Genomic DNA, 20,676 nt, shown 5'->3' with positions numbered 1-20,676 from the left:
TCCGTGCCCCGCGCTTTCGTGCGCGGGCTCGGCCCGCGTCGTGCGCCATGGAACGGTCGCTTGAGACTGTATCGCCACTCACCGCCACCCGCCCATGCTGCTGCGCGTTACCGACCGGGGGATGTACTGCGAAGCGGGCGACTTCTTCATCGACCCGTGGCTCCCCGTGGACCGGGCGATCATCACGCACGCGCACGGCGACCACGCGCGCTGGGGGTGCCGGCGCTACCTGGGCTCGCGCGAGGGTGAGCGGGTGATGAGGACGCGCCTGGGCGCCGACGCGCGCATCGACACGCTGGAGTGGGGCGAGGTGCGCGACGTGCGCGGGGTCAAGGTGTCGCTGCACCCGGCGGGGCACATCCTGGGCTCCGCGCAGATCCGCGTGGAGCGCGGCGGCGAGGTGTGGGTCGTGTCGGGCGACTACAAGACGGAGCCGGACCCCACCTGCACGCCCTTCGAGCCGGTGCGCTGCCACACCTTCGTCACGGAGAGCACTTTTGGGCTCCCCATCTACCGCTGGCGACCGCAGGCGGAGGTCTTCGCGCAGATCGATGCGTGGTGGCGCGGCAACCAGGAGGCGGGGCGCGCGTCGCTCCTCTTCGGCTACGCGCTGGGCAAGGCGCAGCGGATGCTGGCCGGTGTCGATCCGTCCATCGGTCCCATCTTCGCGCACGGCGCCGCGCTCAAGCTGAACCAGGACTACTGCGACGGCGGCATCCCCCTCCCCCAGGCCGACAACCCGATGGGCGCGCCGAAGGGCTTCGACTGGAGCCGCGCCCTGGTAATCGCGCCGCCGTCGGCGAACGGAACACCGTGGATGCGCCGCTTCGGCCCCGTGTCGGCTGCGTTCGCGTCGGGGTGGATGAGCATCCGCGGCGCGCGCCGGCGGCGGGGCGTCGACCGCGGGTTCGTCCTCTCTGACCACGTGGACTGGCCGTCGCTGCTGTCGTCGATCGAGGCGACAGGCGCCGAGTGCGTCTGGGTCACGCACGGCTACCGCGAGCCGGTGGTGCGGTGGCTGCGCGAGCACGGCATCCAGGCGCTCGCCGTGGCCAGCCGCTGGGAGGGCGAGAGCGACGACGTGGCCGTGGACGCGCCGGCGGAGGACGGCGTGGAGGTGGTTCCGGACGAGCAGGAAGGAAGTGCGTGAGGCGCGGGGTGATGGATGGTGCGTAACGCGACGCAACTTGTTTTATCGCATGTGTTTGGGTAAACTCTAGGCGTCTGCGGTACGGTCCCCGCGACGAAGATCCTCCTCGGTACCGGGCCGTTCGCTTCCACTCCTTCTCCGCCGGAGCTCCTCCACATGGTTCGCATCAGAAAGCCCACGCTGGGCCTCGTCGCGCTTGCCCTTGCCGCCTGCACGGCGGACTCGACCGGACTGACCGCTCCCGCGTCAGGGCAGCGGGTGATCTCCGCGACGGGGACGGGCGCGGTGTACGCCGGGCCCGAGAACGACTACCAGCCGTCGCTGATCCGCACGCGCGCGGGGTCGCTGATGATGGTGATCGAGCGCCTCAACTCCAGCAACTCCGGCGACCTGTTCGTCACCAGCTCCGCGGACGAGGGCGCCACCTGGAGCGTGCCGCGCGCCATCGTGGCCACCACGACCACAGAGCGGCATCCCGCGCTGGTGGAGCTGTCGACGGGCGGGTTTGCGCTCTTCTACCTGTACAACGAGGGGAACAAGGGCGGCTACCGCATCCACCGCTCCACCTCGCCGGACGGGACGACGTGGACGGCGCGCGGGCGCATCGGCCTGGGATGGACCACCGGCGGCGAGATCAACCCCGCGGTCATCGTGGAGGCGGACGGCTCGCTGACGATGACGTACCACCGCCTGAACGGCGCCTCCTACATCGCGCGCTCCATGGATGGCGGCGCCACGTGGGACACGCGCAAGACCGCCATCACCACCACGTCCGCCGCGCTCCCCCGCATCGCGAAGCGCGCCAGCGACGGGCTGTACCTGGTGACGTACCAGTCCGCCGGAAGCGACGGCAAGATGGACCTGTTCGTGGAGACCTCGTCCGATCCGTACAACTGGACCGCCGCCGCCAGGCCGATCTCGCAGGCCGACGACAACCACGACTCGGCGCCCATCGTGATGCCGAACGGGAGCTTCTTCCTGCCGTACATCGTGGCGCAGGGCACGGGGAACTACAACGTCGTCTACCGCACCAGCGCGGACGGCCTCACCTGGAGCGCCGCGACCGCCCTGACCGCCGATGCGGACCTCGCCGACGTGGAGCCGCATGCGGTGCTGGGGACTACCGCGGGGCAGGTGCTCCTGTCCTGGGGTCACCAGGTAGTTGCGGGAGCCAACGACTACGACATCTGGATGAAGCGCGACGTGATCGTCCAGTAAAGCCTCACACCAGAGCCACAGAGGAAACGGCAAGAAAGGAAGAGGGATGCAGGGACCCTCTGAGATTGCCGTTCAGGTGTGGATCGTGCGGAGGGTCGCCGCGATGAGAGCGTTCGCCGAGCTGTACGCCGAGCTGGACGAGACGACGCGCACCAGCGAAAAGGTCGACGCGCTGGCGCGCTACTTCGCGTCGGCGGCGCCGGAGGACGCGGCGTGGGCGGTGCACTTCCTGATTGGAAGGCGGCCCAAGCGGCTGGTGCCGGCGCGCAGGCTGGCGGAGTGGGCGATGGAGATGGGCGGCGTGCCGGAGTGGATGTTCGCCGAGTGCCACGAGGCCGTGGGCGACCTGGCGGAGACGATTACCCTCCTCCTTCCGCCGCCCTCCGAGGAGCGCGAGGACCTTCCGCTGCACCGCTGGGTGGAGGAGCGCCTCCTGCCCATGCGCCACGAGGACGAGGCCGGCCAGCGCGCGGCGATGCGGGGTGCGTGGGCCGAGCTCAGCGGCCCCGAGGCGTACGTGTGGAACAAGCTGATCACCGGCGCCTTTCGCGTGGGCGTGTCGCAGAACCTGGTGGTGCGCGCCCTCGCCCGCGTCGGCAATGTGGACGAGCCCACGGTGGCGCACCGGCTGATGGGCGCGTGGGAGCCCACGCCCGGCTTCTACACTCGCCTCTTCGGCGCCGACACCAGCGACGCGGACGCCAGCCGTCCCTACCCATTCTACCTGGCCTACGCCCTCGAAGCCGGCCCCGAGTCGCTGGGCGATGCCGGCGAGTGGCAGGCGGAGTGGAAGTGGGACGGCATCCGCGCGCAGATGATTCGCCGGCGCGGCAACGTCTACCTCTGGTCGCGCGGCGAGGAGCTGATCACGGAGCGCTTCCCCGAGCTGGCGCGCGCCGCCGGCCTCCTGCCCGACGGCACCGTGCTCGACGGCGAGATCCTTCCGTGGAAGGAAGGCGGCCCGCTCCCCTTTGCGCAGCTCCAGCGGCGCATCGGGCGCAAGGTGCTGGGCCCCAAGATCCTGGCCGAGGTCCCCGTCGTCATCCTCGCCTACGACCTGTTGGAGATCGAGGGCCGCGACGTGCGCGAGGAGCCGCTACGCTGGCGCCGCGCACGGCTGGAGGAGCTGATCGCCTCCGTACCCACCGGCGCCGCGGACCGCATCCCGCTCTCCCCCATCGTGCCGGCAAGCGACTGGGACGCGGTGATCGAGGCGTACCGCGGCGCCCGCGAGCGCGCATCGGAGGGGCTGATGCTGAAGCGCCTCGACTCACCCTATCGCACCGGCCGGCGGCGCGGCGACTGGTGGAAGTGGAAGGTGGAGCCGTTCACGCTGGACGCGGTGATGGTGTACGCGCAGCGGGGGCATGGACGGCGCGCGTCGCTCTACACCGACTACACTTTCGCCGTGTGGAAGGACGGCGAGCTGGTGCCCTTCGCCAAGGCGTACAGCGGCCTCACCGACGCGGAGATCCGCCAGGTGGATGCGTGGGTGCGGCGCAACTCGCTGCAGAAGTTCGGGCCGGTGCGCACGGTGAAGCCGGAGCTGGTGTTCGAGCTGGCCTTCGAGGGGATCCAGCGCTCGCCGCGCCACAAGAGCGGCGTGGCGGTGCGCTTCCCCCGCATCCTGCGCTGGCGCACCGACAAGAAGCCCGAGGACGCCGACTCGCTGGAGACGATCATCGGGCTGCTGGAGGGGTGAAAAAGCCTCACACAGAGCCGCAAAGAAAACCGAAAGAACAGCGGGAGGGGTTCCTGCGTGGCTTTCTTCAGCCCATCCTAAACCGAGTGTCTATGAGGTGGACCAGGCTGAGCGTGGTGCCCTCGGACGTGGACTCTCGCGTCGCGATATCCGTCGCCGCGCTCTACCTGGTCCTTTCCGCCGTCGTGCTGCCGCTCCGCGCATACCCGCACGCGCTGGGCGTGGGTCTGGCGGTGTTCGTCGTTGTGGTGCTGATCGCGCGGACGGTAGGCCCCGGCAAGGTCCACGGGATGAGCGTGTTGGCCGTGGCTGTCGGTTCGGCCGTGGTGCTCGTGGCCCCCGCGTTCGCGGCGCGGCACGCGGCCGCGGTGCCGCTGGCTGTCCTCGGCGTGCAGGCCACGGTGCTTCTGTGGGCTGCGAGCCGCTGGAACCCGCGTCCGCCGGCGAAAAAGCGTACTCCGCTGCGCGACGCGTGGGGCGTCTCTCTGCTTGCCGCGGCCGGGCTGAGCGCGATCGCCACCATACCCATCGCGATAGGCTTCCTCACCGACGGCTGGGGCGCAGCGCCGGTCCTTCTGGTGTATCCCGGCTACTTCGCGGGAACGCTGACCGCAGCCACGGTATACTGGCTGCTCCAGCGTGTGGCGCACCTGGCCATTCGAAGGTACCTCATCGGGGTTCTGGGTGGCTTCTGCGTCTACGGCGCGATGGTACCGGTCGTGCTGCTGTTGAAGGAAGAGCATTTCGACGTCGGGATGATGTTCTTCCTGGCCAGCATCCCGGGCTCGATCGTAGGACCCGCGGTCGCGCTGGAGTTCGCGGATGGCTGAATCGTAACATTTTACACAGAGACGAAGAGGGGCACGGAAGGAACCGCGGAAGGCGTTCTCTGCGCCTTGTAGTTCATCTCTGTGCCTCTGTGTGACGCCGTTCGTCGACATCTTCTTTCTGAAAAATGACGCAGCGCGATCTACACGAGCAGAACCGGGTTTCGTGGAACGCCGCCACCGTCGCGCACAACAGCCACAAGGGCGACCAGGCGGCGTTCTTTCGCGCCGGCGGCGACACCCTCTTTCCCGAGGAGCTGGAGTTGCTGGGGGAGCTGGATGGATTGGAGCTGCTGCACCTGCAGTGCAACGCGGGGCAGGACACGCTCTCCCTAGCTCGCCGGGGCGCCCGCGCGACGGGGGTGGACATCAGCGACGAGGCGATCCGCTTCGCGCGCGAGCTGTCGGCGGGGAGCGGGATCGCGGCGGAGTTCGAGCGCGCGGACGTGTACGACTGGCTGCGTGAGGCGGCGGAGGCGGGGCGCACGTTCGACCGCGTCTTCTCGTCGTACGGCGCGGTGGGGTGGCTCTCTGACCTGAATGCGTGGGGGCGGGGGATCGCGGGGGTGCTGCGGCCGGGCGGGAGGTTCGTGCTGGTGGAGTTCCACCCCGCGACGATGACGCTGGGGGAGGACCTGCGCCCGCGCCACCCGTACCGCTCCTACGGCACGCCGATCCCCGAGCCGGATGGGATCGGCGACTATGTGGCCGCCTCGGGCGAGGGGCTGCTGCACGGCGCGCAGGGTGAGCCGGGCGTGCAGGACTTCCGCAACCCGCACCCCACCTGGGAGTTCGCGTGGGGCATCTCGGACGTGGCGACGGCGCTGCTGGACGCCGGGCTCACCCTGGAGGCGCTGCGCGAGTGGCCGTACAGCAACGGATGCCTGCTTCCCGCCGCGACGCGCCCCGACGAGCACCGCCGCTTCCATCCGCCGGCCGGCGTCCCCGACCTGCCGTTGATGTTCGGCGTGGCGGCGCGGAAGGCGTGACGGTTTCGGGCGTAGGTGCGGCGGCGAGGGCGGGCAGACACGCAGGTCTGCCCCTACGGCATCGGCGTGCGGAGGCGGGTATTCGAGGCAGGGCGGGTGCGCCACCTCGCGCGTAGTCTCCCCCTCCCCCACGCTCCCCCGCGTGCGGGGGAGGGGGCCGGGGGGTGGGGGCCGTTCACTGGACGTTCAGTGGACGGCCGCTTTGTTTTCGGGGGCGCGGACACATCGCGGAACGGCTGCATTTCGCGCGGGCGCGGTCGTTGCCTCGTGTGGCGGGGTCCGTCGCATCCACCCGCACCGGGACATGATCTTGGCCCGCACCGCACCCGCCGCACCGATGGCTGCACGCGACGCCGCGCTCGGAAGGGTGGAGGCGTGGTTTGTGTCGCGCGGGTGGACGCCGTTCGGGTTCCAGCGCGAGGTTTGGGATGCGTACCGCAACGGCGAGAGCGGGCTGGTGCACGCCGCCACCGGCACGGGAAAGACGTACGCCGCGTGGATGGGGCCGCTGCTGGAGTGGATGGAGGAGCAACCGACCGGCGGCAAGGCGCCGGGGCTGCGCGTGCTGTGGATCACCCCGCTGCGCGCCCTGGCCGCGGACACCGAGGTCGCGCTCGGCAACGCGCTGGAGGCGCTCGGGATCGGCTGGACGCTGGAGTCCAGGACGGGCGACACCTCGCAGGCGACGAGGGCGAGGCAGCGGCGGCGGCTTCCGAGCGCACTGCTCACGACACCGGAGTCGCTGTCGCTCTTCCTGACGCGGCCGGATGCGCCGGAGCTCTTTCGCGACCTGCGTGCGGTGGTGGTGGACGAGTGGCACGAGCTGATGGGGAGCAAGCGCGGCGTGCAGACGGAGCTGGCGCTGGCGAGGCTGCGCGGCTGGCGGCCGGGGCTGCGCACCTGGGCGCTCTCCGCCACCATCGGCAACCTGGGTGAGGCGCTGGACACGCTGCTGGGCGCGACCGGTCCGGGGCGCATCGTACGCGGCGAGGAGCCGAAGCCGGTGCGGATCGACGCGCTGATCCCCGGCACCATCGAGCGCTTCCCCTGGGCCGGGCACCTGGGGACGCAGATGCTGCCGCAGGTGGTCGCGGCCGTGGAGGAGGGGCAGACCGCCATCGTCTTCACCAACACGCGCTCGCAGACGGAGATCTGGTTCCAGGCGATCCTGGCCGCGCGGCCGGAGTGGGCGGGGGTGATCGCGTTGCATCACGGCTCGCTCGATCGTTCCACACGCGACTTCGTGGAAGAGGGGCTGCGCACCGGCCGCCTGCGCTGCGTGGTGGCCACCTCGTCGCTGGACCTGGGCGTCGACTTCTCGCCCGTGGACCGCGTGCTCCAGGTGGGGAGCCCAAAAGGGGTGGCACGCCTCCTCCAGCGGGCGGGCCGCAGCGGCCACCGTCCGGGCGTGGAGAGCCGCGTCACCTGCGTCCCCACCAACGCGTTGGAGCTGGTGGAGGTGGCCGCCGCGCGCGACGCGGTGACGGCGGGCTCCATCGAGAGCCGCCTTCCCGTGGAGCGCCCGCTGGACGTACTGGCGCAGCACGTGGTGACGGTTGCGCTGGGCGGCGGCTTCCGGCCCGACGACCTGCGCGAGGAGGTGCGCTCTACCCGCGCCTACGCCGGGCTTCTGGATGACGAGTGGGAGTGGACGCTGGACTTCGTGTCGCGGGGGGGCGAGGCGCTGCGCGCGTACCCCGAGTACTCCCGCGTCGTCCCGGGCGAGGACGGCTGGTGGCGCGTTGAGGACGGCGGCGTGGCGCGGCGGCACCGTCAGGCGGTGGGCACCATCGTGAGCGACGCGTCCGTCAGCGTGAAGTACCTCAAGGGCGCGCGGCTGGGATCGGTGGAGGAGTCGTTCATCGCGCGCCTGCGCCCCGGCGACCGCTTCATCTTCAGCGGCAAGCCGGTGGAGTTCGTGCGCGTGCGCGACATGACGGCTTGGGTGCGCAAAGCGGGGAGCATCAAGGGCTTCATCCCCCGCTGGATGGGTGCGCGCATGCCGCTCTCTACCGAGCTGGCGGCGGCGCTGCGGCGGCGGCTGGAGGAGGCGCGCGAGGGGATCTTTCGCGATCCCGAGATGGAGGCGGTGAAGCCCATCCTCGACATCCAGGCGCGCTGGAGCCGCATCCCCGCCGCGGACGAGCTGCTGGTGGAGCGGGTGAAGACGCGCGAGGGGTTCCACCTCTTCTTCTTCCCCTTCGAGGGCCGGCTGGTGCACGAGGGGTTGGCCGCGCTCCTGGCGTACCGCATCTCGCGGATGCGCCCCATCTCGTTCACGCTGGCGGCCAACGACTACGGCGTGGAGCTCCTCTCGGCCGACGAGGCGCCGCTCGAAGAGGCTCTGGCGGCCGGCCTGCTGAGCCCGCGCGACCTGGTGGACGACATCCCCGCGTCACTGAACGCCACCGAGATGGCGAAGCGGCAGTTCCGCGAGATCGCGCGGGTGGCGGGGCTCGTCTTTCCCGGCCTGCCGCACGCGGGAAAGACGGCGCGGCAGCTCCAGGCGTCGAGCGGCCTCTTCTTCGACGTCTTCCAGCGGTTCGACCCGCAGAACCTGCTGCTGAGCCAGGCGCATCGCGAGGTCCTGGAGCGCCAGCTGGAGAGCAGCCGCCTGGGCCGCACCCTGGAGCGCCTCGCCGCCAGCCGCGTGGTCGTCACGAGCCCGGAGCGCACGCCGCCACTCGCCTTTCCGCTGCTGGTGGACCGCGCGCGCAACCGAGTGTCGAGCGAGTCGCTGGGGGACCGGGTGAGGAAGATGCAGGTGCGGCTGGAGAGGGCGGCGGGGTAGGGCCCTCACCCCCCCGACCCCCCTCTCCCGATAACAGGAGAGGCTGGCGCCTCTGTTATCGAGAGAGGGGGGAGTTTTTACCGAGTGAGCTCAGACGCAGCTTGACACGGCACCAGCGCCGGCCGTTACGCCCCCTCTCATGATAACGGCGAGGGCGGAGCCCTCTCCTGTTATCGGGAGAGGGGGCAGCGAGGTGACGAGCGGGGGTGAGGGCACTCTGCGCAACCTCTGCGGCGCCCGAACGTACAACGGTGGAACCCGAACCAATCGAGCCAACGATGTCGATGCTGTCGCGGCTGGACGAAGCCGTGGAATTCGCCGAGAACCCCGAGCCGCGCTGCCCGTGCGTCCTCCTGCTGGACACCAGTGGCTCCATGGCCGGGGAGCCGCTGGAGGCGATGCTGGACGGGCTGGAGACCTTTCGCTTCGACCTGGCCATCGATCCGCTGGCCGCACGGCGGGTGGAGGTGGCGGTGGTGACGTTCGACAACGCCGTGCGCGTGGTGCAGGACTTCGCGCCGCCCGACCAGTGGGAGGTCCCCGCCCTGCGCGCCGAGGGGCAGACGCGCATGGCCGCCGCCATCGGCCGCGCGCTCCAGCTCGTGGAGGAGCGGAAGGCCGCGTACCGCGCGTACGACATCGGCTACTACCGGCCCTGGATCTTCATGGTGACCGATGGCGAGCCGCAGGGGGAGCCGTCCGAGGCCGTGGCCGCGGCGGCGAAGGAGCTGCGCGAGGCGGAGGCGGCGAAGCGCGTGGCCTTTTTCGCCGTGGGGGTGGAGGGCGCGAACCTGCAGCGGCTGGCGAAGATCTCGGTGCGCGCGCCGCTACGGCTGAAGGGGCTCAACTTCCGCGAGATGTTCGTGTGGCTGTCGCGGAGCATGCAGGGGATCGCGCACTCGCGCCCCGGCGACGAGATCGCGCTTCCGCCGCCCAGCGGCTGGGCGCAGCTGTGACCTGGCGCGTGCTGGGCGCTTCCGTCCGCGGCACCCGGCACGTGCGTGAGGGTACGCCGTGCCAAGATGCGCATGCCTGGCGCGTTCTACCCTGCGGCACGGTCGCGCTGGCGGTGGCGGATGGCGCCGGTTCCGCCACGCACGCCGCCGCGGGAGCCGCCGCCGCCGCGCGCGCCGCCATCGAAGCGCTCGGCGATGGCGGCGATGCGGGCCCGTCGCTGGACCGCGCACTGATCGCCGCGCTGGCCGCCGTCGAGGAGGAAGCCGCCCGCCGCAACGCCGCCCCTCGCGAGTTGGCGACTACGCTGATCCTCGCGCTGGCGGGCGACGACGGCGTGTCCGCGGCGCAGGTGGGCGATGGCGCGCTCGTGGTGGAGGGGGCCGATGGAATGCACTCGGTCACGGTGCCGATGGGAGGCGAGTTCGTGAACGAGACGGTCTTCCTCACCTCGCCGGGCGCGCTGGACGCGGTGCAGCGGAGCAGCTGGAGCGGCACCCCGCTGCACCTGGCCGCGTTCAGCGACGGGCTGCAGGGCCTCGCGCTCCGCCGTCCGGACAATGCGCCGCACGCGCCCTTTTTCGCCCCGCTCTTCCGCTTCGCCGGCGACACCGACGATGCGCAGGCGGGCGAAGCCGAGCTGGCCGCCTTCCTCGCCGGCCCGCGCGTCACCGCCCGCGCGGACGACGACCTGACGCTGGTGATCGCGGCAAGAACTGGAAGTGCCAAGTCCTAAGTCCCAAGTGCTAAGTATGTGTAGTTTAGCACTTAGGACTCAGGACTAACGCACTTACGCACTTACGCACTTACGCACTATTCGATGGCTGACCCACCGATCCCCTTGCTTCGCGCTCGCGGCGTCACGCTGCGGCTGGATCCGTCGCTGCTGCTCGGCGCCGGCGGGGAGGCGCGCGTCTTTGCGCTGCCGGGCGATGCGGAGCGGGTGGTCAAGCTCTTCCGCCAGCCCACGCCCGAGCGCGCCCGCAAGATCGCGCGCATGATCGCGGCGCCGCCGCTGCTCGGGCCCGACCCTGAGGGCGCGGTTCGGCTCGCGTGGCCGCAGGAGGGGGTCGTCGACGAGGAGGGGCGGCCCGTCGGGTTCCTGATGCCACGGGCGGAGGGGCCGCGCGTCTTCGAGTTCTACAACCCGGTGACGCGCCGCACCCGGGCGCCGCTCTTCCACTACGGGCTGCTGCATCGGGCGGGGTCCAACCTCGCCGCCGCCTTCGCCGCGCTGCATGAGCGCGGCTACGTGGTGGGCGACGTCAACGAGTCCAACATCCTGGTGGCCCCCGACGGCGCGATCACGCTGGTGGACACGGACGGCTTCCAGGTCCCCGACCCCGCCGCCGGCGCCGTCTACCGCTCGCGCGTGGGGCGGCCGGAGTTCACCGCGCCCGAGCTCCAGGGCGTCCCCTTTGGCGCGGTGGACCGCACGCCGGAGCACGACCGCTTCGGCCTTGCCGTCCTCCTCTTCCTCCTGCTGATGGAGGGGACGCACCCCTTCGCCGTGCGCACGGTGGGCGGCGCGGAGCCGGAGCCGCTGGAGGAGCGGCTGCGCGCGGGGATGTTCCCGTACGCCAGCGACCGCCCCGGGCGCACGGCCACGCCGCCGCGGCTGGCGCTCCCGTTCGAGGTACTGCATCCGGGCGTACGCGAGCTGTTCGTGCGCTGCTTCGTGGACGGCCACCAGGACCCCGCCGTCCGGCCGAGCGCGGAGAGCTGGCGCGCCGCGCTCAGGGAAGCCGAGGGCGAGCTGCGCCGCTGCGACCTGAACCCGCAGCACCGTTTCGGCGCGCACCTGGGGATCTGTCCGTGGTGCGAGCGCGCCCGCCTGCTGCGCGGCCGCGACCCCTTCCCAGCCACCGCTGAGGCCGCGAGCCGCGTGGGCACGCGCATGCGGCGCCCCGCGCCACCGCCCATTCCCGCACCGGCGCCCGCTCCGCGCCCGCGCAGGCCGGCACCCCCCGCGGCCCCGCTCGCGGCGCGCGCCATGGCGGCGGTGCAGAGCTCCCTCGCGGACCCGGCCGTCTGGATCTTTCCCCTCCTCCTGCTGGCGATGATGCCGCTGGGGCTGGGGCAGCTCTTCGCGGGCATCCTGGCGCTCGTCGCGGCGCTGGCGGCACTGCAGCCGCGCAGCAACCCGCGCAACTGGAGCCAGCTCGCCGCCGTCATGCTCCTCCTGACCGTCGCCGCCGGCCTGACGGCGGATGCGGTGAGCGGGGGCCCCGGTCCGGCTCCCTACCACGAAGACGAAGACGTCATGCCGCCCCTTCCGCCCCGCTTCCCTCCTCCGGTGAGCGACGGGCAGACGTATGACATCTCGGACGTCGACGAGCCGCCGCAGCTCAGCAACCACGCGGTGGTGCAGCGGGCCCTGGAGCGCACCTACCCGCCGCTCCTGCGCGACGCCGGCGTCGGCGGGTCCGTGAGCCTGCGCTTCACCATCATGGAGGACGGATCCGTGGACCCCGCGAGCGTGGAGGTGCTGGAGAGCGACAACCCGCAGTTCTCCCAGGCGGCCATAGAGGTGGCCGAGAGGATGCGCTTCACCACGGGGATGGTGAACGACCGCCCCGTCCGCACCACCGTGCAGCTCCCGATCACCTATCAAGTGCAGACGTACTGAGCGTGATCGATACGGAGGTCGCGGGGGAGCGGGTGGTGCTGCTGGCGGAGCGGGCGCTCTTCCGGCCGGCGACGGGGGAGCTGCTGGTGGCGGATGCGCACTGGGGCAAGGCGGCCACATTCCGCGCCGCCGGCATCGCGGTGCCCGGCGGCACCACCGCCGAGGGGCTCGCACGGCTGGACGCGGCGCTGGAACGCACGGGGGCGGAGGAGATCGTCTTCCTGGGCGACCTCTTCCACGCGCGCCAGGGGAAGTCCGCGGCGGTGCTGGCGGAGGTGCGCGGGTGGCGGGCGCGGCACCCGGCCCTGCGGCTGACGCTGGTGCGCGGCAACCACGACCGCGGCGCCGGCGATCCCCCGCCCGACCTCGGCTTCCGCGTGGCGGACCCGCCGCTCCCGTCCCCGCCGTTCGTCTACGCGCACCACCCGGAGCCCGACGCACGGGGCTACGTGCTGGCCGGCCACGTGCACCCCGCCGCCATCCTGCGCGGCCGCGGCCGGGCGAGGGAGCGCCTCCCCTGCTTCCACTTCGGCGCGGACGTGGGAATCCTCCCCGCCTTCGGCGCCTTCACCGGCGCCGCCACCGTCGCCCCTCTGCCCGGCGACCAGGTGTTCGTCGTGGCGGGCGACGAGGTGCTGCGCGGGGCCTAGCACCGGTCGGTGCCGTCCGGGGTATCTGTTCCTGACGAGCTTAGCCTCGAAAGGTCCACTTTCTTCCCGGAACGTGCCGTGACGATCGCCATCTGCCTGAAAGTTGGAGACGGAGTGGTACTCGGCACGGACAGCGCGGCGTCGCTGATCGGCGAGAACGACAGGTACTTCAACGTATACAACAACGCCGAAAAGACCATCAACCTGGTGAAGGGCCTCCCCATCGGGCTCATGACGTACGGGCTGGGCGGCCTCGCTGGGCTATCGATCGGAAGTCTCGCGCGAGACCTGCGGCAGCGCCTCAGTGGGGAGGATCCCGCGCATCCGGAATGGGCGCTCGATCCCTCGGAGTACACGGTTGAAGAAGTCGCCCAGCGGGTCCGCGATTTCTTTTACGATGGGCTGTACGCTCCCGAATTCGGCAACCCCATGGCACTCGGCCCTGACACATCCGAACCTGACGCGGAGTGGGACGGAGAGGGAGGCGCTCCCGGGGCGGAGGCCCCTGAGTTCCCGACGCTCGGTTTTGTCGTTGCCGGGCTCTCGGCGGCTAGCTACTATTCGGAGGTCTGGACCGTCACTATAGAATCGGATGGCCGGTGCACGGGGCCAGAACAGAGGTTCGGCCAGGGCGAATCGGGCGTAGCCGACTTCTGGGGAATGCCGGAAGCGTTGTACCGGCTGGTATACGGCTGGTCGCACGAAGCGCACCTTCGCGTGGTGCAGGCGGGTATCGCGCCGGAAATGGCGGATCAGCTCCTCGTTTCGCGAACGGAGCTTGCCCATCCCGGCATGCCCTTGCAGGACGCCATCGATCTCGTGGAGTACCTGGCGGACGTAACGGTCGGGTATGTAAGGTTCAAGCAAGGGGTACCGGCGGTGGCTCCGCCCATCGACATCGCGGTGGTCACGCGGCACCAGGGGTTCAAGTGGGTTGCTCGCAAACACTACTTCACTCGGGACCTCAACCCTCCCGCCGATGGTACCGCTCGAACAAACAAGCGCATGGGAGCGATATGAGCGAGAGTAAGCCAGGCGCGCCGCCGCTTCCGGCGCCGGTGCCCCCGCGGGGCGGATCCAAGCCGCCGATTCCGCCGCCGCCGCGCCTCACCCCGGAGGAGATCAAAAAGATCGAGGATTGGGCCGCCCGTTATGGTGCCGCGCCAATCCGAAAGTTCAGGTGAAACGGCCCCGCCAACTGGCGGGGCCGTCTTTGCCAGGCGCCTGCGCGACGTCCGCTTCCCTTACACCAGCGCCACCACCTTGCCGTCGAAGATGCGGATGGTCTGGCCGTCGAACCGGGTGAGCTGGAAGTAGGCGTCGTCCTCGTTGAAGCCCAGCGACATCTCCTGGAGCATGCGGATGGCGATGGCCTCGCCGAAGGGGAGCGACTCCGTGTAGTCGCTGCGCCAGTGCACCCCCGCCGCGTTGCGGAAGATGGCGATGTTCCCCGCCAGCTTGTTCATCTCGCCGCCCAACGTCATCTGCCCCGCGTCGGCGCCCGTGTACGGCACCAGCGACAGGCCGTCGGTGCTGGCCACGAGCGGGTTCTCGATGGGGGCCGTCTCGTCGAAGAACGCCTTGAGCATCGTCGCGAGCGCTCCCGAGCCGGTGGCGTGCCCCGCGCCGTACGCCGGGTGCGTGGGCGAGCCCTCGGAGTACGCCTGGGGCAGCAGGTACGAGGAGGGGGAGAACTCCCCCGGCTGGCCGTAGTACGGAGCCAGACCGCCACCCTGCAGCGAGTTGATGATGCTCGTGTGGAGAGGGTAGGCTCGCCCCTGCGTACCCGAGCTCTGGTTGAACACCATCTGGTTGTGCACGCGCCCGCCGTACTCCTCGGGCCGCAGCCGGCGGTGCACCCCCCACTTCTGCCACCACACCGCCCGCAGCGCGCGGCCCAGCACCTCACCCAGCACCTGCAGCAGGTGGATGGGCCCGAATGTGCCGAACCCCGCCTGCTTGCGCGCGTCCATCAGCATGCCCGGCGGGTCGTACGGGTTGCCCGCGTTCTTGGCGAACTCCACGTCGATCTGCGGCCGCCTGGTGACGCCGGACTGGAAGCTGAGCTGGTTGCCCATGGGCTCGGACATGAGGATCCACGCCGTGTTGTAGTAGGCGTCGAGCACCTGGTCGAAGTGCACGAAGGTGGCGCCGTCGCGCAGGTTGCGGATAAAGACGCGGGTGCTCTCGAACAGGTCCATGCCGCGCCGGTCCATCCCGTTCTGCACGTCCAGCCAGACGGGGAACCCTCCCATCCAGTTCTTGCCTGCGAGCGCGGGAACCAGGCGCTGGTCGATGACGCGGGCACCGTAGGAGATGAAGCCGTCCGTGGCATCGCGCCCGAACCCGGCCGGCTTGCGCGGGTCGGTGTTGCCCTTGAGCAGGAACTGGCTGACGTACGGCCCCGTCTGCTCGCCGGGGTAGATCCCACGGAAGACGTTCTGCGCCGTCACGGGCGTGGTGCCTCCGAACCAGGGGAATTCACCGTTCATCGACGCGATGGCGGCGGTGATGGTGGAGTTGCTGCCGTACGAGGCGAAGTGGACGTCGCGCGCCGCCGCCATCCAGTACAGCTCCGCCGCCTCGTGCGCCGCCTGCTCGCTGTCGAAGCGCGGCGCGGGCGCCATGGTCAGCTCCTGCGCATCCGGCCCCTCCACGTCGAACGCCAGCCCCGACTGCGGGTTGGTCAGCTTGAGCGCGTCGGAAGAGGCCAGCACGATCTCTTCGAAGTCGCCGGGATCCTGGCTCTGCAGCGCGCGCAGCAGCGACGCGTACGAATAGCCCACCGGATCGCCGAGCGAGTCGTGCTTGAGGCTCTTGGAGTAGTTCCCCACCAGCGGCGTGGCGGGGTAGTCGACCTCGTCGTTGTTGTTGAAGTGCTCTTCGTGGGGTCGGCGCGCCGCCAGCTCCGCCGCCTGCTGCCGGACGTCGCGCGCGGAGAGGCGGCGCTGGTCCACGCGGCGCGAGAGGCTCGTCTCCCGCACGTTCAGGTTGTCGAAGACCACCAGCCCCGGCGCGGGCGCCGCCTGGTACGTGCCGCTGAACAGCCCCGGCTTGATGGCGGTGAGTGAAAACGGGGCAGCGTTGCTGAACAGCGTCGTCCACTCCCACCCGTCGCGCGAGACCTCCCAGAACACGGTGCCGTGCTGCTCGCGGATCTGGAGCCAGCGGTGCGCCTGGAAGTCGTACGGCACCGTGAGGAAGACCAGGTACGCGCCCCCGGTCTGCTGCTCGCAGCGCAGGAGCCCGTTGACAAGCCCGATGGCGAGCTCGTTTCCCTCGCTGACGTACGCCCGCAGCTGCGCCTGCCCCGTGCGCGGCGCCCGCACCAGCTCCACCCAGATGCGCGAGGCGGTGAGGTCGTACGCGTCTTTGGCGGTGTAGCCCGCGTAGCTGTCCGCCTTGCTGCTGGGGATCCAGAGCTCCAGCCTGCGGTTCACCTCCCTTGCGTCGCCGAACACCCACCACCGCGTGTTGTCCACGGCGTTGTCGTTGAAGTCCTCCACCAGCGTGTGCGCCTTTGCCATGCTCGCCTCCGGGCCGGGTCCGCCGCGCGAGTGGCGGACGGTTTCCGTACCCGCCGCGGGCATTCGCCGCGGCGGGTCTGCATCCGGTCCCGGATCGCTCTGCCGGGGGGCCTGGAGGCGGCCCGTCTCTGTTCCGTCCGCCTGCACGACGCAAAAAGGCCCCGCCCGGCCGCTGTGCCGGACGAGGCGATGTGCCCCGCTTCAGGTTTCGGTATGTCTGATTGAGACAATAAAGGCGCGATGAGATTGTGTCAAGCGTGAAGCAAGGGACCTCCCGACGGCGAATGTCGGATCGGGAGCGGAGCTCCGGACCCGCCGCGGAAGCACGTGGCGAGTCCGTTGCCCTTGCCCGGGCTCGTTTCGTGCGCCACCATACGGGCTCGCACGCCGCTCAACCCGCCGCTCTCCCGATGACGAAGACGATCTCGAACCGCTTTCTTGCAGTCCTTCTCCTCCTGGCCGCCGTGCCGGGCGCGGCCCACGCGCAGCACAGCCGCGTCCGCGCGCTGGTAGTGGGCGACACCGTGCGCGTAATCACGCCGGACCAGGGGGAGGGCCCCTTCACGGGGGTGCTGACCGCCTACGAGTGGCAGGGCCTCACGGTTCGCCAGCGGGGCACCGGGGTGGAGCGCACGATCCCCTTCGCCGACGTGCGCGGGCTGGCGCGGAGCCTGGGTGTGCGCCGCCAGCACACCGCGTGGCGCGGCGCGCGCATGGGGGCCATCTCGCTGGGCGCCGCGGGGCTGGTGAGCGGCCCCCTCCTGGCCACATCCGTATCGGGCGACCGCTGGGAGATCCCCGGCACCACGGCCGTCGCCGCGGCGAGCGGGGCGGTGCTGGGGGGCGCCATCGGCGGGGCGCTGGGATGGGCGCTGGCGCGGGAGGAGTGGCAGGAGTTCCAGCCCCCCGCCGCCGCCCGCGTCAGCGTCGACCCCGACGGCGCCACCACCGTCGGCCTCACCGTCCGCACCCGCTGACCCCCGCTCCACCTCACGCCCCTACGACACCCTCGTAGGGGCGTGATTCATCACGCCCGCCCTCTCCCCCACCCCGATCCTCGCCCTTCCGCACCAAAGCCCTGTAGGGGCAGCCCCACGTGGCTGCCCGTGCCCTCCGCATCGTCGAACCCGTCCTCCGCGCAATCGAACCCTGCCCGTCCTCACAAAGACCGCCCCTACCCCCGCAGCGGCCTCGCCACCATGATCCCGGTGGCGTTGCGGATGGCGGCCACGTACTCCGGCAAAGTCCGGCGGCTCACCTCCACCGCGCCGCCGGAGAGCGGGGCGTGCAGCACGCGCATCACCCCCGCGCGATCGCGGTACGCGAACCCCGTGTGCGTCGCGTCCAGCCCGGCGATGCGCGTGGCGAAGGCGAGCACGTCGCCCGTCTGGATGCGGTTCTGCACCGCCGCGATCCGGTCGGTGGGGATCACGGTGCGGCGCATGGAGTCCAGCGCGCGCTCGCGCTCGGCGATGGCCTGAAAGGTGGCGTCGTCGCGCAGGGCGGGGTAGCTGGAGCGGTGCTCCGTCATGAAGCGCAGCGGGCGCTCGTCGCGGGAGCCGCCCAGCTCCGCGCCCAGGTCGCGCAGCAGGCCGCGGCGGGCGTTGTCCTGTATCCACTCGCTGAAGTAGTGCAGGCGGCTGGCGTACCCGTTCCTCACGCCGCCGCGGTAGCGCATCCGCTCCACCTCGCGGGCGAAGTCGCTCCACCGCCCCTGCCCCTGCGCCGCACGCGCCACCGCCAGGCACCCTTCCACCAGCAGCACGCAGTCGAAGCGCGACAGGTCCAGCGTGAGGGGCTCGCTGCGCGGGTCTCCGCCCTCCTTGGCGTACGCGTCCAGCATCCCGGCCACGTACGGCGACCCGAGCGACAGCTCGCCCACGCGGGCCACGGCGCGCCCCAGCGGCACGCGCGACGTCGTGAGCCGCTCCGCGCGCAGGGTGCGCACCCAGCTCGCCAGCCGCGCGCGGTCGTCCGCGGGCGTCGTCGCGGAGCCGAACAGCGGGTGGGCCACCAGCGCCCCCGCCGCCAACATCGCGCGCCGCAGCATCTCGCGGCGGCCTATCGAGTCATGCGAGTCGATCATTGGGTTCTGCGCGGGGGAAAGGGTGTAAACTGCATCTCACGCGGAGGCGCGGAGACGCGAAGAAAAGCAGGCCCACACAGAGACACAGAGGCACAGAGAAAGAACAGCAAAGTTTTTCTCTGTGGCTTTCAGTTCCCTCTGTGTTCTCTGTGTGAGGCCGTCGCTCTTCTCTGCGTCTCCGCGTCTCCGCGTGAGGCCAAAGGATGCCGGCATTGCATCAATCCTCGTCATCTGGGCCGGCCTCGAGCACGGAGCGAAGAAGGTGATCGAGATGGTCCAGCCGCTCGCGCTCGGAGCGGAGCTCCAAGAGGCGCTGCTGCCACGCGGGATCCACGCGGATCGCCTGCGCAAGCTGGAACGCCGTCTCCTCCTCCGCATCGATCTCCGGGAAGGGCCGCGGATGGCGGACGACCTGGTCCAGCACATCGTAAAAGAGCTCGATGGAGCGGCGCCGGTGCTCCATCAGCCCGAACTCCGCCGCGTCCTCGTCCGCGTACGGCACGGCGACGCACTCCCAGTACAGGTTGGGCGACTCGATGCCGTCCTCCACCTCGAACCGCTCTCCGCCGCGAACGAGCACCAGCGAGCGCCCATCGGGGAGCGGCTGGTAGTTGAGGATCTTTGCCGTGCATCCCACGTGGCCGGGCTCCACGACGTACGGCCCCGCGCGGTCCGGATCGTGGTACACCAGCCCGAACGTGCGGTCGCCCTCCACGCAGTGCGCCATCATCTGCCTGTACCGCGGCTCAAAGATGTGCAGCGGCATCGGCCCGCCTGGAAAGAGCACCACCGGCAGCGGAAAGAGCGGAAGGCGGCGCATGAAGGCTCCAGGTCGCTCGTAAGTCGTGCTGCACTCCGCGCGGAATGCCCCCGCATCCTCAAAGACCCGCCGTACCTCCAGCTCCCGGCGCTGCGCCCGAGCCGGGCGGGATGAGCGGCCACTCATGCGGCTCCATGATGGGCGGGTCCGCGTCCCCGCACCCCTGGCCGCGCTGCCACTTCACCGTGGGAACACCGCGCGGGAAGGCGAAGCGGACGAGCTTGCCGCAGTCACCGATTCCGCGCGACTTCGAAAAGACCTCCAGCTCTCTCGTGGCGCGGTCGAACTCGGTGATGCCGTTCACGTACGGGATGGAGTCTTCGGGGGAGATTTCCTCGCCGTCGCCCGGAAGGCGCAGCGGGGCGGACGAGCGGCCCGGCCCCTGGACGAAGACGAGCTTCCCGGGCTGGTATGCGCCCGGGTAACACAGCACCTGTACGAGGTAGCGCCCCTCGCCGAGCGTATCCACCTCGAGTCCGGCGCCCATCTCGGCGGCCGCCGTCGCGCTGCGGCGCTCCTCGCAGTCCTCTCCCCAGCCAAGGAGCGCACGCCACCCGGCCCGGTCCTCTATGCCTGGAAGCGCCGCAACCTGCGCTACCGGGGTGGAGCTTTGTGCCGCTCGCGGGGAGCCCTGCGCAGCCTCCTCCTGCTCCGGCGCATTGGCCGAGCAGGCGGAGAGTGCGGCTAGCGCTGCTACCCGTGCAAGTGCTCGCATGGTCCTGGGGGGTGGTGGGAAGCGGCACGATCGGGAGGGGGTGTTTACGTCCGGGCCAGCGTCAGAGCCACAGATTATTGACGAGAAAGCGCCAGCCGGGTACCGCGGGCTCCGCCTCCGCCGTCTCGCCGCGATGGTAGATCACGGGCGTGTCCGGCTCGGTCGCCCTGAACACGCGAATCACCTCATCGCGCAGCACATCCACGTCCCACACCACCTGCGTTCCGGCAGCGAAGTAGTCGGCGCGCTTCGCCATAAGCTCGCGCTCGGCGCGCAGACCGTAGTCGCCCTCGCTGCGCACCTCCACGGCGAACTCGGGGGCACCCTGCATGAATCGGCCGCCGGTGGGCTCGCCGGTGTACCATGCGGCATCCGGGCTGAACGACTTGCGGCTCGGAAGATCCACCACGAACGCCGCACCGTCGCCGATGGCGTAGCCGGCGCGCTCCGCCTCGAGCGCCCGTAGGTGGAAGGTGACGTTCAGCGCCGCACGGTGCGGCAGAAATCCCGTCGGCGTCATCAGAACGATCTCTCCGTTGACGAGCTCCCCCTTCTGATCGAGCTCGTAAAGGTCTTCAACCGTAGCTTCGCGAGGCAGCTTCAGGATCTTCATCGAGT

17 protein-coding genes are annotated in these 20,676 nt (G+C 70.7%); 12 read left to right on the top strand and 5 right to left on the bottom strand.

Annotation, left to right across the window (positions count from 1 at the left end):
* Positions 1–94 precede the first annotated feature (94 nt).
* The 11 genes from VF647_09585 (at position 95) to VF647_09535 (ending at position 13,930) form a co-directional block, all read left to right on the top strand.
* A complete protein-coding gene (locus tag VF647_09585; protein HEX8452336.1) occupies positions 95–1,150 on the top strand; it encodes a ligase-associated DNA damage response exonuclease in 1,056 nt (351 codons plus the stop codon).
* Positions 1,151–1,306: 156 nt separating this feature from the next.
* Positions 1,307–2,368 (top strand): exo-alpha-sialidase, encoded by a 1,062-nt coding sequence (locus tag VF647_09580; GenBank protein ID HEX8452335.1) that lies wholly within the window; start codon positions 1,307–1,309, stop codon positions 2,366–2,368.
* 103 nt (positions 2,369–2,471) lie between these two features.
* Entirely contained in the window at positions 2,472–4,070 is a 1,599-nt protein-coding gene (locus tag VF647_09575) for an ATP-dependent DNA ligase (protein HEX8452334.1), read from the top strand.
* 116 nt (positions 4,071–4,186) lie between these two features.
* Positions 4,187–4,900, top strand: coding sequence for a hypothetical protein (locus VF647_09570; protein ID HEX8452333.1), 714 nt, complete (start codon positions 4,187–4,189; stop codon positions 4,898–4,900).
* 125 nt (positions 4,901–5,025) lie between these two features.
* Positions 5,026–5,886 (top strand): class I SAM-dependent methyltransferase, encoded by an 861-nt coding sequence (locus tag VF647_09565; GenBank protein ID HEX8452332.1) that lies wholly within the window; start codon positions 5,026–5,028, stop codon positions 5,884–5,886.
* A gap of 337 nt (positions 5,887–6,223) precedes the next feature.
* Positions 6,224–8,677, top strand: a complete 2,454-nt coding sequence (locus VF647_09560; GenBank protein ID HEX8452331.1) for a ligase-associated DNA damage response DEXH box helicase — start codon at positions 6,224–6,226, stop codon at positions 8,675–8,677.
* 278 nt (positions 8,678–8,955) lie between these two features.
* Positions 8,956–9,633, top strand: coding sequence for a VWA domain-containing protein (locus VF647_09555; protein ID HEX8452330.1), 678 nt, complete (start codon positions 8,956–8,958; stop codon positions 9,631–9,633).
* Positions 9,630–10,367, top strand: a complete 738-nt coding sequence (locus VF647_09550) for a PP2C family serine/threonine-protein phosphatase (GenBank protein ID HEX8452329.1) — start codon at positions 9,630–9,632, stop codon at positions 10,365–10,367. Before VF647_09555 ends, VF647_09550 begins: the two co-directional genes overlap by 4 nt.
* Before the next feature lie 105 nt (positions 10,368–10,472).
* Positions 10,473–12,260 (top strand): TonB family protein, encoded by a 1,788-nt coding sequence (locus VF647_09545; protein ID HEX8452328.1) that lies wholly within the window; start codon positions 10,473–10,475, stop codon positions 12,258–12,260.
* 2 nt (positions 12,261–12,262) lie between these two features.
* A complete protein-coding gene (gene pdeM, locus VF647_09540) occupies positions 12,263–12,910 on the top strand; it encodes a ligase-associated DNA damage response endonuclease PdeM (protein ID HEX8452327.1) in 648 nt (215 codons plus the stop codon).
* Between the two features lie 78 nt (positions 12,911–12,988).
* Positions 12,989–13,930, top strand: coding sequence for a hypothetical protein (locus VF647_09535; protein ID HEX8452326.1), 942 nt, complete (start codon positions 12,989–12,991; stop codon positions 13,928–13,930).
* Between the two features lie 224 nt (positions 13,931–14,154).
* On the opposite strand, the gene VF647_09530 is transcribed toward VF647_09535, so the two are convergent.
* Positions 14,155–16,437: a vanadium-dependent haloperoxidase gene (locus tag VF647_09530; GenBank protein ID HEX8452325.1), complete on the bottom strand. Its 2,283-nt coding sequence runs from the start codon at positions 16,435–16,437 to the stop codon at positions 14,155–14,157.
* Between the two features lie 410 nt (positions 16,438–16,847).
* Here VF647_09530 and VF647_09525 point away from each other — a divergent pair, with 410 nt between their 5' ends.
* Positions 16,848–17,414 carry a hypothetical protein gene (locus VF647_09525; protein HEX8452324.1) on the top strand — a complete coding sequence of 189 codons (567 nt, stop codon included), beginning with the start codon at positions 16,848–16,850 and terminating at the stop codon, positions 17,412–17,414.
* 197 nt (positions 17,415–17,611) lie between these two features.
* Here the strand turns inward: VF647_09525 and VF647_09520 are convergent, their stop codons facing one another.
* The 4 genes from VF647_09520 to VF647_09505 all read right to left on the bottom strand — a co-directional run bounded on the left by VF647_09520 (position 17,612) and on the right by VF647_09505 (position 20,671).
* On the bottom strand, positions 17,612–18,523 hold the full coding sequence (locus VF647_09520) for an N-acetylmuramoyl-L-alanine amidase-like domain-containing protein (GenBank protein ID HEX8452323.1): 912 nt from the start codon (positions 18,521–18,523) through the stop codon (positions 17,612–17,614).
* A 217-nt stretch (positions 18,524–18,740) separates the two neighbouring features.
* A complete protein-coding gene (locus VF647_09515; protein ID HEX8452322.1) occupies positions 18,741–19,343 on the bottom strand; it encodes an LON peptidase substrate-binding domain-containing protein in 603 nt (200 codons plus the stop codon).
* Positions 19,344–19,401: 58 nt separating this feature from the next.
* A complete protein-coding gene (locus VF647_09510) occupies positions 19,402–20,058 on the bottom strand; it encodes a DUF1176 domain-containing protein (GenBank protein ID HEX8452321.1) in 657 nt (218 codons plus the stop codon).
* A 61-nt stretch (positions 20,059–20,119) separates the two neighbouring features.
* A complete protein-coding gene (locus VF647_09505) occupies positions 20,120–20,671 on the bottom strand; it encodes a Uma2 family endonuclease (GenBank protein HEX8452320.1) in 552 nt (183 codons plus the stop codon).
* Positions 20,672–20,676 lie beyond the last annotated feature (5 nt).

Source organism: Longimicrobium sp. (assembly GCA_036387335.1).
Taxonomy (GTDB): domain Bacteria; phylum Gemmatimonadota; class Gemmatimonadetes; order Longimicrobiales; family Longimicrobiaceae; genus Longimicrobium.
The sequence above is the reverse complement of the archived record's forward strand: the minus strand, read 5'-3'. Positions and strand labels throughout refer to the sequence as shown.

Bases quoted from the DNA above. Each gene is read 5' to 3' on its own strand.
- VF647_09520 (HEX8452323.1), bottom strand. From the start codon at position 18,523: ATGATCGACTCGCATGACTCGATAGGCCGCCGCGAGATGCTGCGGCGC.
- VF647_09580 (HEX8452335.1), top strand. From the start codon at position 1,307: ATGGTTCGCATCAGAAAGCCCACGCTGGGCCTCGTCGCGCTTGCCCTT.
- VF647_09525 (HEX8452324.1), top strand. From the start codon at position 16,848: ATGACGAAGACGATCTCGAACCGCTTTCTTGCAGTCCTTCTCCTCCTG.
- VF647_09555 (HEX8452330.1), top strand. From the start codon at position 8,956: ATGTCGATGCTGTCGCGGCTGGACGAAGCCGTGGAATTCGCCGAGAAC.
- VF647_09560 (HEX8452331.1), top strand. From the start codon at position 6,224: ATGGCTGCACGCGACGCCGCGCTCGGAAGGGTGGAGGCGTGGTTTGTG.
- VF647_09530 (HEX8452325.1), bottom strand. From the start codon at position 16,437: ATGGCAAAGGCGCACACGCTGGTGGAGGACTTCAACGACAACGCCGTG.
- VF647_09575 (HEX8452334.1), top strand. From the start codon at position 2,472: ATGAGAGCGTTCGCCGAGCTGTACGCCGAGCTGGACGAGACGACGCGC.
- VF647_09510 (HEX8452321.1), bottom strand. From the start codon at position 20,058: ATGCGAGCACTTGCACGGGTAGCAGCGCTAGCCGCACTCTCCGCCTGC.
- VF647_09585 (HEX8452336.1), top strand. From the start codon at position 95: ATGCTGCTGCGCGTTACCGACCGGGGGATGTACTGCGAAGCGGGCGAC.
- VF647_09505 (HEX8452320.1), bottom strand. From the start codon at position 20,671: ATGAAGATCCTGAAGCTGCCTCGCGAAGCTACGGTTGAAGACCTTTAC.
- VF647_09565 (HEX8452332.1), top strand. From the start codon at position 5,026: ATGACGCAGCGCGATCTACACGAGCAGAACCGGGTTTCGTGGAACGCC.
- VF647_09515 (HEX8452322.1), bottom strand. From the start codon at position 19,343: ATGCGCCGCCTTCCGCTCTTTCCGCTGCCGGTGGTGCTCTTTCCAGGC.